This is a genomic window from Methylobacterium radiodurans (assembly GCF_003173735.1).
Taxonomy (GTDB): domain Bacteria; phylum Pseudomonadota; class Alphaproteobacteria; order Rhizobiales; family Beijerinckiaceae; genus Methylobacterium; species Methylobacterium radiodurans.
This window is the reverse complement of sequence record NZ_CP029551.1, coordinates 3,884,598-3,898,285: the sequence shown is the minus strand read 5'-3', so window position 1 is coordinate 3,898,285 and position 13,688 is coordinate 3,884,598. Positions and strand designations below refer to the sequence as shown.

The window sequence follows — 13,688 nt, the reverse complement described above, 5'->3', positions numbered from 1 at the left end:
GGAAAGCGTCGCCGGAGAAGATCGCTCGCGCGCGGCGCGCGGGTGAGGGATCCGATCCGCTATCCCCGGGCGCGACAATGGGAGTCTTTGCGTCCTGAGGGTGACGGGGCTATCTGGCGAAGACAGAACAAGAGGCAGCCGAATCGGCGCGGTCCCGCAGGGCGATCGGCGCGGTCGAGCATGTCAGGGTATCGCGCGGCGCGGGGCACGGAATCTTGCGTGTCCCGGACGTTGCGCTAGGGAGGGGGCGCCCGCGCGGCCGAGGCCCGTTCGTGGCCAGAGCCCTTCTGTACGAGGCCGTCGCCAGACATGACACCGGACCACGCCATAGCCTCATCGGCGCCGCTGGAGCGCGACGCGCAGCTCGCCATGAGCGGCCACAAGGTCGCCCCCGGCGAGATCGCCATCGGCGTCGTGATCGGTCGGGCGGCCGAGTATTTCGACTTCTTCGTCTACGGCATCGCCTCGGTCCTGGTCTTCCCGAAGGTGTTCTTCCCCTTCGCGTCGCCGCTCCAGGGCACGCTGTACAGCTTCGTCGTCTTCGCCCTCGCCTTCATCGCCCGGCCGATCGGCTCGGTGATCTTCATGGCGATCGACCGGCGCCACGGCCGCGGGGTCAAGCTGACCATCGCGCTGTTCCTGCTCGGCGGCTCGACCATGCTGATCAGCTTCCTGCCGGGCTACGACCACATCGGCGCCTCGGCGATCTGGCTGCTCGCGGCGCTCCGCATCGGTCAGGGGCTGGCGCTCGGCGGCGCCTGGGACGGGCTCGCCTCGCTCTTGGCCCTCAACGCGCCTGTGGAGCGGCGCGGCTGGTACGCGATGATGCCCCAGCTCGGCGCGCCGATCGGCTTCATGCTGGCGAGCCTGCTCTTCGCCTTCTTCACCATGAACCTCTCCGAGGCGGACTTCATCGACTGGGGCTGGCGCTACCCGTTCTTCTGCGCCTTCACCATCAACGTGGTGGCGCTGTTCGCCCGGCTGCGGCTGGTGGCCACCGAGGAGTTCACCCGCCTGATCGAGCGGGGCCGGCTCGAGCCTGCCCGCTTCTTCCCCCTGCTCAAGGCCCACGGCGACGACGTGCTCATCGGCGCCCTGGTGCCGCTGGCGAGCTTCGCGCTCTTCCACCTCGTCACGATCTTCCCGATCTCCTGGATCACGCTGTTCACCCAGCGCTCGGCGGGCGAGTTCCTGCTCGTCCAGTTCGGCGGCGCGATCCTGTTCGCGGGCGCCATCGTGTTCTCCGGGCTGATGGCCGACCAGATCGGCCGGCGCATGCACCTCATCGTCTCGGCCGGCCTGATCGCTGCCTTCGCCATCGCCAGCACCATCGCACCGCTGGTGATCGAGGAGAACGTCATCGGCCAGACCGTCTACGTGCTCGCCGGCTTCTCGCTGCTCGGCCTCGCCTACGGGCAGGCGACCGGCGCGGTGAGCTCGCGGCTCGGCGCCCGCTACCGCTACACCGGCGCCGCCCTGATGGCCGATCTCGGCTGGCTGCTCGGTGCCGGCTTCGCGCCGCTCGTGGCGCTCGGTCTCTCGGCCAAGTTCGGGCTCGCCTGCGTCGGTCTCTACCTGCTGTCGGGCGCGGTCGCCACGCTCGTCGCGCTGAGCATCAACCGCTCCGAGATCCGGCAGATGTAGCCGGGCCGAGGGGCTCGATCGTCACGCGCGGCGCCGGAGAGCGCCGCCGACACCGCCACGCGACGCCCCGCGTCGCCGACACCAGCCTGCGACGCCTCGCGTCGCCGAGACAATCGAGCGGCGCTGAGCGCCGCGCCTGACGCCTCCCGGGGCCATCTCGCCGCCCAGCGGCAAGGGGACACGATGTTGATCGCCGCGGCCAAATCCGCCCTCTCCACGCGCACCGGTTCCGCGCGCCTCAAGCGCCTGACCCGCGCCGCCGCCCTGCTGCCGCTGCTCGCCACGGTGGCCGGCTGCAACATGGTGGTGATGCATCCCTCGGGCGACGTGGCGATGCAGCAGCGCAACCTCGTCCTCGCCTCCACGGGCCTGATGCTGCTGATCATCGTGCCGGTGATCCTGCTGACGCTGCTCTTCGCCTGGCGCTACCGGGCCAACAACACGTCTGCCACCTACGATCCGGACTGGCACCACTCGACCCAACTCGAGGTGGTGATCTGGGCAGCCCCCCTGGTGATCATCATCGCGCTGGGGGCGCTGACCTGGATCAGCACCCACACGCTCGATCCCTACCGCCCCCTGTCGCGCATCGAGCCGGGCCGGCCGGTGCCGGCCGACACCAAGCCGCTCGAGGTGCAGGTGGTCGCCCTCGATTGGAAGTGGCTGTTCTTCTATCCCGAATACGGGATCGCCACGGTGAACGAGCTGGCCGCCCCCGTGGACCGGCCGATCAACTTCCGGCTCACCGCGGCCTCCGTGATGAACACCTTCTACGTCCCCGCGCTCGCCGGCATGGTCTACACGATGCCCGGGATGGAGATGAAGCTGCACGCGGTGATCAACAAGCCGGGCACCTATCACGGCCAGTCGGCCCACTACAGCGGCAGCGGCTTCTCACGCATGACCTTCAACTTCCTCGGCCAGGAGCCGAAGGAATTCGAGGCCTGGGTCGCCAAGGCGAAGACTGAGGGCAAGGATCTCAGCCGCGACGCCTATCTCCAGCTGGAGAAGCCTAGCGAGCGCGAGCCGATCCAGTACTTCGCCTCGGTCGCCGACAATCTCTACAGCCAGATTCTCAACATGTGCGCCCTGCCCGGCAAGATGTGCATGAGCGAGATGATGAAGATCGACGCCCGCGGCGGCGCGGGCGTGCACAGCCGGGAGAACCGCGAGAAGCTCCGCTACGACAACCGGCACGTGGAGCAGGGCGACGAGGCCCCCGGGGCGACCGGGCCGGCTTCGGGCCGCCCGCCGCGCTCGGAGCCGGAGCCCGGCACCAAGCCCTCATCGGGCCACGACGACCAGGGGACCCCGGCCCCCGCGCAGCTCAACAACCGTTAAGGCCGGCGGTCAGCCGACGCATCGCCAGAGAGCCGATCACATGTTCTCCAACGTCGATCTCCAGAAGCTCGTCTTCGGACGCTTCACGCTCGCGGACATCCCGTACCACGAGCCGATCCTGCTCGTGACCTTCGCGGGCGTCGCGCTCGGCGGCATCGCCGTGCTCGGAACCATCACCTACTACCGCTTCTGGGGCGCGCTTTGGCGCGACTGGGTGACCTCCGTCGATCACAAGAAGATCGGCATCATGTACGTCATCCTGGCGTTCGTGATGCTGCTGCGGGGCTTCGCCGACGCGCTGCTGATGCGCGCCCAGCAGTCGATCGCCTTCGGCTCGCAGGAGGGCTTCCTGCCGCCGCACCACTACGACCAGATCTTCACGGCGCACGGCGTGATCATGATCTTCTTCGTGGCGATGCCCTTCGTCACAGGCCTGATGAACTACGTCGTGCCGCTGCAGATCGGCGCGCGCGACGTCTCGTTCCCCTTCCTGAACAACTTCTCGTTCTGGATGACCACCGCCGGCGCGATCATCATCATGATCTCGCTCTTCGTCGGCGAGTTCTCGCGCGCTACCTGGCTCGGCTACCCGCCCCTGTCGGGCGCCGACATGAGCCCGGGCGTCGGGGTCGATTACTGGATCTGGGGCCTGCAGATCGCGGGCATCGGCACGCTGCTCTCAGGCATCAACCTGGTCGCAACCATCGTGAAGATGCGCGCGCCCGGCATGACCATGATGAAGCTGCCGGTCTTCGTCTGGACCTCGCTCTGCACCAACGTGCTGATCGTGGCCGCCTTCCCGATCCTCACGGCCGTTCTCGCGCTGCTGTCGCTCGACCGCTACGTCGGCACGCACTTCTTCACGAACGACCTGGGCGGCAGCCCGATGATGTACTTCAACCTCATCTGGATCTGGGGCCACCCGGAGGTCTACATCCTCATCCTGCCGGCCTTCGGCATCTTCTCGGAGGTGACCTCGACCTTCTGCGGCAAGCGCCTCTTCGGCTACGCCTCGATGGTCTACGCCACGGTCGTTATCACGATCCTCTCCTACCTCGTCTGGCTGCACCACTTCTTCACTATGGGGTCGGGCGCCAACGTGAACTCGTTCTTCGGCATCACGACGATGATCATCTCGATCCCGACGGGTGCGAAGATCTTCAACTGGCTGTTCACCATGTACCGCGGGCGCATCCGCTTCGAGGTGCCGATGCTCTGGACGGTCGGCTTCATGGTGACCTTCGTCATCGGCGGCATGACCGGCGTTCTGCTCGCCGTGCCGCCGGCCGACTTCGTGCTGCACAACTCGCTGTTCCTGATCGCGCACTTCCACAACGTGATCATCGGCGGCGTGCTGTTCGGCATGATGGCCGGCGTGACCTACTGGTTCCCGAAGGCCTTCGGCTTCAAGCTCGACCCGTTCTGGGGGAAGATGAGCTTCTGGTTCTGGCTCGTCGGCTTCTACGTCGCCTTCATGCCGCTCTACGTGCTGGGGCTCATGGGCGTGACGCGCCGGATGCAGCACTTCGACGACCCGTCGCTGCAGATCTGGTTCGTTGTCGCGGCGGGCGGCGCGGCGCTCATCGGCCTCGGCATCCTCTCGACGATCATCCAGTTCGTCGTCTCGATCCGCAACCGCGAGGCCCTGCGCGACACGACCGGCGACCCGTGGGGCGGCCGGACGCTCGAGTGGGCCACCTCCTCGCCGCCGCCGGACTACAACTTCGCCTTCACGCCGGTCGTGCACGACCTCGACGCCTGGTACGACATGAAGAACCGCGGCTACGCCCGCCCGCTCCAGGGCTTCAAGCCGATCCACATGCCGAAGAACACCGGCACGGGCGCGATCATCGGCGGCCTCAGCGTCGTCTTCGGCTTCGCCATGATCTGGTACATCTGGTGGCTGGCGGCGCTCTCAGGCCTGGCGATCTTCGTCGTCTCGGTCGCCCACACCTTCAACTACAACCGCGACTTCTACATCCCGGCCGACACGGTCGCCCGGACCGAGTCGCAGCGGACCGCCGCGCTGGCGGGGCAGGCCTGAGCCCATGATGCACACGGACACCGCGCCCCCCGGCACCGCACCGGTCTTCCACCACGAGGAGGAGCACCACCCCGAGACCAGCACCCTCCTGGGGTTCTGGATCTATCTGATGAGCGACTGCCTCATCTTCGCGGTGCTGTTCGCGACCTACGGAGTTCTCGGCCGCAACTACGCGGCCGGGCCGTCACCCAAGGACCTGTTCGACCTGCCGCTGGTGGCGTTGAACACCTCGATGCTCCTGTTCTCGTCCATCACCTACGGCTTCGCCATGCTGGCGATGGACAAGGGCCGCACGGCCGCGACGCAAGCTTGGCTCGCGGTCACGGGCCTGTTCGGCGCGGCCTTCCTGGGCATCGAGCTCTACGAGTTCGCGCACCTGATCCACGAGGGCGCGGGGCCGGGCCGCTCGGCCTTCCTGTCGGCCTTCTTCACGCTGGTCGGCACGCACGGCCTGCACGTCACCTTCGGGTTGATCTGGCTGATCGTGCTGATGATCCAGGTCGCCCAGCGCGGCCTGATTCCTGAGAACACCCGCCGGCTGATGTGCCTGTCGATGTTCTGGCACTTCCTCGACGTGATCTGGATCGGCGTCTTCACCTTCGTGTACCTGATGGGAGTCCTGCAATGAGCGCCGAGGCGGCCCACCACGACCACGGGCACGGTCACGAGGGCGGCGCGAGCCACGGCTCGTTCGGCGGCTACGTCACCGGCTTCGTGCTCTCGGTGATCCTCACCGCGATCCCGTTCTGGCTGGTGATGGCGCGCCCGCTGGAGAGCGGGCTCTGGACCGGCATCATCATCATGGCCTTCGCGGCGGTGCAGATCGTGGTCCACATGATCTACTTCCTGCACATGAACACGAAGTCCGAGGGCGGCTGGACGGTGCTGGCGCTGATCTTCACCGTGACGCTGGTGGTGATCACGCTCACCGGCTCGCTCTGGGTGATGCACCACATGAACGCCAACATGATGCCGATGTCGGTGGAGCAGCTGCGCCACCAGCCCTGAGCGGGAGGCACAGGCTCTGACCGGCACTCCGACGCCCGGCCCGGTGACGCGCAGGCATCCGCGCCTCGCCGGGCTGATCCTCGCCAACCTCCTGGCGGTCCTGCTCTGCGGCGCGCTCGTAGCGCTCGGCACCTGGCAGGTCCACCGCCGCGCCTGGAAACTCGAACTGATCGCCCGGGTCGAGGCCAACGCCCACGGCGACCCGGTCGCGGCGCCCGGGCCCGCCGACTGGCCGGCCCTATCGGATCGCGACGCCTACCGGCGCGTGCGGCTCGACGGCACCTGGCTCGACGGCCCCGACACCCTGGTCCGGGCGGTCACCGATCTCGGCGGCGGCTTCTGGGTTCTCACGCCCCTGCGGACCGAGGACGGCTTCGTGGTGCTGGTGAACCGCGGCTTCGTGCCGGGCGACCGCCGCGACCCGGCGACCCGCACGGGCGTCGGCGGCACGCGCGCGGCGGTGACGGGCCTGCTGCGCCTGGACGAGCCGGGCGGGGCCTTCCTGCGCAAGAACGATCCGGGGGCGGATACGTGGTACTCCCGCGACGTCGCGGCGATCGCGCGGGCGCGCGGCCTCGCGGGACCCGTCGCGCCCTACTTCGTGGATGCGGAGCGGCGGCCGGGCAGCGATGTGGACCGGGATCTCGGCGCGGGCCTGCCGGTCGGCGGCCTCACGGTGATCCGCTTCCACAACAACCACCTGATATACGCGATCACGTGGTACACGCTGGCCCTGATGGTCGCGGGCGGCGCGCTCTACCTCGACCGCGACGCGTGGCGCCGCGGCCGGGCAGCCTGAGTCCTATTCCTGAATCCTGGTTTCCAAAGGTCGAGACCTTTGGCGGGTGCAGGGCAGAGCCCTGCATTTGAACCCTCCGTCCCGGCTTTGCCGGGTCGAAAAGGCCAACCCAGGGCTGCGCGCCCCGGGACCCGCCCGCAGCGCCTTCAGGCGCCGAAAGGGCCTCAAGCCCTTGGGATCCCATGACTCCGAGATCAGCGTGCGCCGGCCTCGTCGGTCATCGCGGCGAGCAGGAGGGGCCTGAGCCGGGCCCCCGGATCCGCATCGGCCCGGCGCTCCGCCCGGATCGCCGACCAGAGCAGGGCGGCCTGGCTGCGCGCCGCCTCGCGCGCGTGCCGCTCCGCGGCCCAGCGCGCCTCACGATCGTTCTGCCGTTCCATGACGGCTCCTCCCGTTGGGGCCGGGCCGATTCGTGCCGCGGCACCTTTGGCGAACCGGATAAGTCTTCGCGCCGGGGAGGTCCAGCCTCAAGGTTGGGCAGGACTGGACAAAGTCCGGCGAATGTCCGCCGACAGCGGGAAATCCTGAGCCAAAATCAAGAAAACCCGCCGCCCGGTTTCACGGGCGGCGGGTTTTCCGCGTCGGCGTGCGACGCGGCTCAGGCGGCGTCGCGGCGCCCGGATTGCGGGGCCGGACGGCCGAGGCCGATCTCCTTGGCGAGCGCAGAGCGCTGCGCCGCGTAGCTCGGCGCCACCATCGGATAGTCAGCGGGCAGACCGTAGCGCTGGCGATAGGCCTGCGGCGTCAGCCCGTGCTTGGTCAGGTGGCGCTTCAGCGTCTTGTAGGCGCGGCCGTCGATGAAGCTGACGATCCCGTCCTCGGCAATCGACTTTCGGATCTGGGCCTGGCTCGGCTGCTCCACGGGCTCCTCCGGCGCGGCCGCGGCGGCCGGCGCGCCGACGAGGTTCGCCAGGGCTGCGTGGACGTTGCCGATCAGCGCCGGCAACTCGGAGGCCGGCACAGGATTGTTCGAGACGTAGGCCGCGACGATGTCCCCCGCGAAGGTGATGATGTCGGGTCCTTGCTCCAGCGCTTCTTCTGCCATCTGTGATCCGTCCTGGTTCTCCGTGGCCCTGAAGATTGCCATTCCGCCTCGAAGATCAAGGGTTCAGCCCTGAAGTCTCACGCAAACCTCCTCGAACATGCGCGCATGTTGTGGACAGATCCACGCGGGCGTGCAGCGATTCCGGAGATATCGTCGTGCGCTGAGCTGCGTAGAAAAGAGGCCGACCCTGTGCAAACAACATAGATCAATCTAAGGGGCAGATCCGTCTGCGGCAGAGCTTGCTCGACAGCGATGCCACCCGCGGCGCGCTGGGGCTGAGAATACTATCCTGCGCCGGCTATGCACCGATCAAGAGCCTACTGGTCAGGCTGCCGCAGCGACCGTTCGCACGCTGGCCAAGCGTCCGGCCGCCGCCTATCCGGCAGTGATGGATCTCACCGCGCTCACCCTCATGGCCTCGGCCCTCACCTTCTCGGGCTTCCTCGTGCTGCTCGGCTGGCGCTGAGGCGCGGCCCCCAGCCTCAGCCCGCGACGAGTGCGAGATATGCCGAGACCGTGACGACGGAGAGCACCGTGGAGACCAGCACGGTGTCGGCGGTGAGCGCGGCCTCGCGGCGGTAGAACTCCGCCAGCATGAACGGCCCGGTGCCGGTGGGCAGGGCCGCCATCAGAACTGCGGTGTGCAGCGCGAGCGGCGGCAGGTCGAACACGAAGCGTCCGAGCCCGTAGGCGAGGAGCGGGTGGGCGACGAGCTTCAGCCCGGCGAGCCGCGCGGTCGCGCGCCGGTCCGCGCGCTGGTCCGGGCCGGGGCTTGGCCCGACTCCGCGCCGCTCGGCGAGGAACAGCCCGAGCGCCACCAGCGCGCAGGGCGAGGCGGCCCCGCCGAGGAGTTTGAGGAAAGCCTCGACGGGGGCCGGCACGCCGAACCCGAGGAGTGGGACTAGCGCCCCGCAGAAGGGGGCGACGAGCAGCGGGTTGCGGACGAGTGCCAGCGCCACCGTGAGGGCGACCGGCCCGCGGCGCGCGCTCGCCTCCGCACTCGCCTCGGCACCGCCGCGGGCCTGGAGCCCCGCCTCGATCAGCACGATCGCGCCGGCGAAGACGACGCAGACCGTGAGGATCACCGCGATGGTGGTGGGCCCGAGCGCGGCGGGCCCGAAGGCGGCGAGCGCCAGGGGGAAGCCCATGTAGCCGGTGTTCGGGTAGCTAGCGTTGAGCCCGTCGATCGCCGCGTCGGCCAGCGGCCGGCCCCGGCGCCGGGCGAGCCACGCGGTCAGGCCGAGCAGCGCGCCGCTGCTCAGGCCAAAGGTGGCCAGGAAGCCCGGTTGCCAGATCTCGGGACCGACGCTGCGGGCCATCACGTCGAAGAGCAGCGCCGGCAGGGCGAGCCAGACCACGAAGCGGTTCAGCTCCGCCACGGCGTGGGGCCCGAGCAGGCCGGTCCGCCGCGCCAGCCAGCCGGCAAGGATCAGGGCGAAGATCGGCAGCACGACCCCGAGCGTCGTGAGCATGGCGGGCCTCTGGCGGTGGAGGGGAGGGAGAAACGGGCCGCGTCCTATCGCGGGCGGGAGCCGACACCGTTCGGAGCGGTTGCCCCGGCAGCAGCCCCACGCCGCCGAAGCGCCCGACGAGGAACGATGCGATGACCCAGCCCGACAGCACCAGACCCGAGACCAATCCCGCCGAGGCGCCCGCCGGGGCGCGGGCCTACGGGGACAGGCCCGTGGAGGGGCGGCAGCAGGGCGGCCGGGCACCGGGCGCGAGCGAGCCCGCCGACATGGGCTCGCCCGACGGGGCCGACGCCGCCGGGCGCGACCTGGGCGGAGGCGAGCGCCCCGGGCCGGCGGGTGGCTATCGTGGCGCTTGAGCGGGTCTGCGAGGCGTCCATTCCGGCTGGCACGATTGCGCGGGCGGGTCGGGAACGGGGATCCCAAACAGGAAAAAGCCCGCCCGGCCGGGGCCGAACGGGCTGAAGGCAGGGCCATGAGCCCTTGGGAGGAGCCCACATCCTAGCCAGATCCGAAGCACGCACAATTTCGCGGCACGCCGGTCTGGTATACCGAGAATGCGCGGCCAAGCTCGCGGATGCGGCTTCTCAGACCACGCCCGCGGTCAGTAGGTCGTGGACGTGGATCAGACCGACCGGACGCCCGCCATCGACCACGAAGACCGCGGTGATGCGCTTGCGGTTCATCAGCTCCAGCGCCGAGCCCGCGAGGCTGTCGGGCTCGATGGTGACGGGGCGGGCCGTCATCACCTGCTCGACCGGCGTGGCGAGTAGGGCCGGGCCCATGTGGCGGCGCAGGTCGCCGTCCGTGACAATGCCGACGATGGCGCCGGCCTCGTCGAGCACGCCCGCGCAGCCGAAGCGGTGCTCGGCGATGCGGACCAGCACCTCCGACATCGGCGTGCCGCGCGCCACCACAGGCATGGCCGCGCCCGCGTGCATGAGCTGGCGCACAGTCTTGAGGCGGGCGGCCAGCGTGCCGCCCGGGTGCAGGATCTTGAAGCGCGAGGAGGTGAAGCCGCGCTGGCGCAGCAGCGCCACCGCGAGCGCGTCGCCGAGCGCCAGCTGGATCAGGCTGGAGGAGGTCGGCGCGAGGTCGTGCGGGCAGGATTCGCGCACCCGCGGCAGGGCCAGCACCACGTCGGCGGCCCGGCCGAGCGAGCTGTCGGCGCGCGAGGTGATGGCGATGAGGGGAATCGAGAAGCGGCGCGAGAAGTTGGTGAGGTCGCCGAGTTCCGCGGTCTCGCCCGACCACGACAGCGCCAGGATCGTGTCCTCGGGCGTGATCATGCCGAGGTCGCCGTGGCTCGCCTCGGTCGGGTGCACGAAGAAGGCCGGCGTGCCGGTGGAAGCCAAGGTCGCGGCGATCTTGCGGCCGATATGCCCGCTCTTGCCGACGCCGCAGACGATGACCCGCCCCTCGGTCTCGATCAGCCGCTCGACCGCCGCCGCGAAGGCCGGGCCGAGCTCGCCGCCGAGCGCCGCGCCGAGCGCCCGCATCGCGCCCATCCCGATCTCGATGCTCTGCAGGCCCGCCGCGCAGATCTCCGCCGCCTGTCCTCCGGCCGCGTCCGGCTCGAACTCGACGACGGTCTCCTGCGCGCGCGCCACCATATCCGGATCTCGCTGCCGGGAAGGGATGCGGCGGCGCGGGCAGAGCGCGCGACCGGTGCCGCCGGACCGTTAGCGTGGCCAAATGCGGCTGTTTGATGGTTCGCCGGCTCCACCGGAGCCGCGGCCGGCGCGGGCGTGCGGGTCGGGCGCCGGACCAGAGCGCTCTCCGCCGAATGGGATGCCGGTTCGGCGAGAGAGAGAGAGCGTCGAGACGATGGCCTGGAGCGCCCGGAAGTCCCGGAAGATTCAGAGTTTTCACTCAGGAGAAAATACAACCTCCGATTGCAAAACTGAATAGCACTAGTGAATATGTACCATAGTCTGGAATGATGCGCCCACATAGGCGGGATGATCTTGCAACAGACTGGGCTTTAATCATTCTTTATTGGCACCCTGCGAGGGTGGCACGAACCAGCAGCCGGACCGGCAACGATTATGCGATCCGCCACCCGCTCTCCATCCGATCCAACACCTCCGGCCGTCGATCCGTCCGACGCGGTGCCCGGGCAGCGCGGGCCCGCCTTCTCGAACGACGACGCGATGTACCGCCTGCTCGTGCAGGGGGTGACGGACTACGCGATCTACATGCTCGCGCCCGACGGGACGGTGGTGAACTGGAATGCGGGCGCGGCGCGTGCCAAGGGCTACACGGCCGATGAGATCGTCGGGCGGAACTTCGCCTGCTTCTACGCGCCGGAGGACCGGGCGGCGGGGCTGCCCGAGCGGGGGCTCGCGACCGCCCACGAGACCGGCCGGTTCGAGGCGGAGGGCTGGCGCCTGCGCAAGGACGGGACCCGCTTCTGGGCGCATGTGGTGATCGACGCGATCCGCGACGGCGGCGCGCTCGTGGGCTTCGCCAAGATCACCCGCGACCGCACCGAGCAGCGCGCCGCCGCGATGATGCTGAAGGCGGCCTCCGACAACCTCGACCTCGCCCTGTCCAACATGACGGACGGGCTCTGCCTGCTCGGCGCGGACGGGCGGCTCCTGCTCGCCAACGCGCGGCTCGGCGAGATCCTGGGCCTGGAGGCCGGCGCGCTGGAGGCGGGCGAGCCGCTGGTGCCGATCCTGCGCCGCGTGCTCGGCGGCGGCGCGGCCGACCTGTTCGCCCGGACCCACCTGCGCCCGGCCTCGGGCACGCGCGAGCCGGCGATCTCGGAATGCGTGCGCGACGGCAGCGCCCTGTCGATCCGCACCCGCGCCCTGGAGGCGGGCGGCTGGGTCTCGACCTTCGAGGACGTGAGCGAGCGGCGCCAGATCGAGGGCCGCCTGCGCCACCTCGCCCGGCACGACCCGCTGACCGGCCTGACCAACCGCGCCGCCCTGCGCACCCATCTCGACGAGCGCCTGCGCCGGGCGCCTGCGCCGGAGCGGGCGGCGCGGGCACGCTCGGCGGTGCTCCGCATCGACCTCGACCGGTTCAAGGCGGTCAACGACACGTTCGGGCACGCGCTCGGCGACGGGGTCCTGCGCGAGGCCGCGGCGCGGCTGCGCGCCTGCGTCCGCGGCGGGGATCTGGTCGCCCGCCTCGGGGGCGACGAGTTCGCGGTGGTCGTCGAGGCGCGCACGACAGGCGCCCTCGCGGGCCTCGCCGAGCGGGTCGTGCGGGCGGTCGGCGAGCCCTACGAGATCGACGGCATCCCGCTCGCGCTCGGCGCCAGCGCCGGCCTCGCCGTGGCCGGGGAGGCGGGCTACACCGCCGACGCGCTGCTCGGGGCGGCCGACCTCGCCCTGCGCCAGGCCAAGGAGGCGGGCCGCAACGGCTGGCGCCGCTACGAGCCCGGGATGGGCGACCGGGCCGCCGCCCGGCGGGGGATGGAGCGCGACCTGCGCCAAGCGCTGTGCGAGGGCGGCTTCGCGCTGCACTACCAGCCGATCTTCCGCAATCGCAGCGGCGCCCTTGTCGGGTTCGAGGCGCTGCTGCGCTGGAACCTGCCCGACGGCCGGACGGTCTCGCCCACCGATTTCATCCCGCTCGCCGAGGAGATCGGGCTGATGCCCGAGATCGGCGCCTGGGTGCTGCGCGAGGCCTGCCGCACGGCCGCGGGCTGGCCGGACCATCTCAGCGTGGCGGTGAACGTCTCGCCGACGCAGCTGCGCAGCGCGGCCTTCCTGGGCAGCGTCGAGGCGGCGCTGGCGCGTACCGGCCTGCCCGCGTCGCGGCTGGAACTGGAGATCACCGAGACGGCGATCCTGGAGAACCGGGACACGGCCCGCGACCTGCTCGGACGCCTGCGGGCGCTCGGCACGCTGCTGGCGCTCGACGATTTCGGCACCGGCTACTCGTCCCTGAGCTTCGTGCACAGCTTCCCGCTGAGCCGGATCAAGATCGACCGCAGCTTCGTGCGCGAGTTGAGCGAGAATCCGCAATCGACGGCGATCGTGCGGGCCGTGGTCGGGCTGGCGCGCGGCCTCGGCCTCGCGGTGACGGCCGAGGGCGTAGAGACCGAGGCGCAGCGCCGGTTGCTGGCCGAGGAGGCCGACCTCGACATCCAGGGCTTCCTCACGGGCCGGCCGATGCCGGCCGGGCACCTCGCGGCCTTCCTGGACGCGTCCGGGGGCCGGGCGACCGCAGCCTGAAAGTTCTGGTTTCCAAAGGTCGAGACCTTTGGCGGGTGCAGGGCAGAGCCCTGCATTTGGCTCCTCCGTCCCGGCTTTGCCGGGTCGAAGGAGCCAAGCCCGGGGCGCCGCCCCGGGACCCCGCCCAAGGAGCTCGCCCCTTGGA

The 13,688-nt window shown here is 70.1% G+C and carries 12 protein-coding genes; 8 read left to right on the top strand and 4 right to left on the bottom strand.

Translation table 11 applies throughout. The annotated features are described in order from the left end of the window. Nucleotides 1–309 precede the first annotated feature (309 nt). From DK427_RS18190 to DK427_RS18165, 6 genes are all read left to right on the top strand, one after another. On the top strand, nucleotides 310–1,644 hold the full coding sequence (locus tag DK427_RS18190) for an MFS transporter (RefSeq protein WP_109952492.1): 1,335 nt from the start codon (nucleotides 310–312) through the stop codon (nucleotides 1,642–1,644). A 300-nt stretch (nucleotides 1,645–1,944) separates the two neighbouring features. Beyond that, nucleotides 1,945–2,985, top strand: a complete 1,041-nt coding sequence (cyoA, locus tag DK427_RS18185) for a ubiquinol oxidase subunit II (protein WP_245931047.1) — start codon at nucleotides 1,945–1,947, stop codon at nucleotides 2,983–2,985. Between the two features lie 40 nt (nucleotides 2,986–3,025). After that, entirely contained in the window at nucleotides 3,026–5,029 is a 2,004-nt protein-coding gene (gene cyoB, locus DK427_RS18180) for a cytochrome o ubiquinol oxidase subunit I (RefSeq protein WP_109952490.1), read from the top strand. 7 nt (nucleotides 5,030–5,036) lie between these two features. Further along, nucleotides 5,037–5,657 (top strand): cytochrome o ubiquinol oxidase subunit III, encoded by a 621-nt coding sequence (gene cyoC, locus DK427_RS18175; protein WP_162559906.1) that lies wholly within the window; start codon nucleotides 5,037–5,039, stop codon nucleotides 5,655–5,657. Next, entirely contained in the window at nucleotides 5,654–6,037 is a 384-nt protein-coding gene (gene cyoD / locus DK427_RS18170; RefSeq protein ID WP_109952488.1) for a cytochrome o ubiquinol oxidase subunit IV, read from the top strand. The genes cyoC and cyoD overlap by 4 nt, the downstream gene beginning before the upstream one ends. Before the next feature lie 43 nt (nucleotides 6,038–6,080). After that, nucleotides 6,081–6,836 carry an SURF1 family protein gene (locus tag DK427_RS18165; protein WP_281276958.1) on the top strand — a complete coding sequence of 252 codons (756 nt, stop codon included), beginning with the start codon at nucleotides 6,081–6,083 and terminating at the stop codon, nucleotides 6,834–6,836. A gap of 194 nt (nucleotides 6,837–7,030) precedes the next feature. Here DK427_RS18165 and DK427_RS18160 read toward each other — a convergent pair whose 3' ends face one another. From DK427_RS18160 to DK427_RS18150, 3 genes are all read right to left on the bottom strand, one after another. Beyond that, entirely contained in the window at nucleotides 7,031–7,216 is a 186-nt protein-coding gene (locus tag DK427_RS18160; RefSeq protein WP_109952486.1) for a hypothetical protein, read from the bottom strand. Between the two features lie 218 nt (nucleotides 7,217–7,434). Further along, entirely contained in the window at nucleotides 7,435–7,881 is a 447-nt protein-coding gene (locus tag DK427_RS18155) for a Ros/MucR family transcriptional regulator (RefSeq protein WP_109952485.1), read from the bottom strand. 482 nt (nucleotides 7,882–8,363) lie between these two features. Further along, nucleotides 8,364–9,353 (bottom strand): AEC family transporter, encoded by a 990-nt coding sequence (locus DK427_RS18150; protein ID WP_109952484.1) that lies wholly within the window; start codon nucleotides 9,351–9,353, stop codon nucleotides 8,364–8,366. A gap of 131 nt (nucleotides 9,354–9,484) precedes the next feature. Between DK427_RS18150 and DK427_RS18145 the strand changes: the two genes are divergently transcribed. Then, nucleotides 9,485–9,709 (top strand): hypothetical protein, encoded by a 225-nt coding sequence (locus tag DK427_RS18145; protein WP_109952483.1) that lies wholly within the window; start codon nucleotides 9,485–9,487, stop codon nucleotides 9,707–9,709. Between the two features lie 228 nt (nucleotides 9,710–9,937). Here DK427_RS18145 and DK427_RS18140 read toward each other — a convergent pair whose 3' ends face one another. Then, nucleotides 9,938–10,963, bottom strand: a complete 1,026-nt coding sequence (locus DK427_RS18140) for a KpsF/GutQ family sugar-phosphate isomerase (protein WP_109952482.1) — start codon at nucleotides 10,961–10,963, stop codon at nucleotides 9,938–9,940. Nucleotides 10,964–11,461: 498 nt separating this feature from the next. Between DK427_RS18140 and DK427_RS18135 the strand changes: the two genes are divergently transcribed. Continuing rightward, a complete protein-coding gene (locus DK427_RS18135; RefSeq protein ID WP_245930624.1) occupies nucleotides 11,462–13,543 on the top strand; it encodes a putative bifunctional diguanylate cyclase/phosphodiesterase in 2,082 nt (693 codons plus the stop codon). Nucleotides 13,544–13,688 lie beyond the last annotated feature (145 nt).

Excerpts from the sequence above, each read along its gene's own strand:
- cyoA (WP_245931047.1), top strand. The coding sequence starts at position 1,945 with ATGGTGGTGATGCATCCCTCGGGCGACGTGGCGATGCAGCAGCGCAAC.
- DK427_RS18145 (WP_109952483.1), top strand. The coding sequence starts at position 9,485 with ATGACCCAGCCCGACAGCACCAGACCCGAGACCAATCCCGCCGAGGCG.
- DK427_RS18160 (WP_109952486.1), bottom strand. The coding sequence starts at position 7,216 with ATGGAACGGCAGAACGATCGTGAGGCGCGCTGGGCCGCGGAGCGGCAC.
- DK427_RS18140 (WP_109952482.1), bottom strand. The coding sequence starts at position 10,963 with ATGGTGGCGCGCGCGCAGGAGACCGTCGTCGAGTTCGAGCCGGACGCG.
- cyoD (WP_109952488.1), top strand. The coding sequence starts at position 5,654 with ATGAGCGCCGAGGCGGCCCACCACGACCACGGGCACGGTCACGAGGGC.
- cyoC (WP_162559906.1), top strand. The coding sequence starts at position 5,037 with ATGCACACGGACACCGCGCCCCCCGGCACCGCACCGGTCTTCCACCAC.
- DK427_RS18190 (WP_109952492.1), top strand. The coding sequence starts at position 310 with ATGACACCGGACCACGCCATAGCCTCATCGGCGCCGCTGGAGCGCGAC.
- cyoB (WP_109952490.1), top strand. The coding sequence starts at position 3,026 with ATGTTCTCCAACGTCGATCTCCAGAAGCTCGTCTTCGGACGCTTCACG.
- DK427_RS18150 (WP_109952484.1), bottom strand. The coding sequence starts at position 9,353 with ATGCTCACGACGCTCGGGGTCGTGCTGCCGATCTTCGCCCTGATCCTT.
- DK427_RS18155 (WP_109952485.1), bottom strand. The coding sequence starts at position 7,881 with ATGGCAGAAGAAGCGCTGGAGCAAGGACCCGACATCATCACCTTCGCG.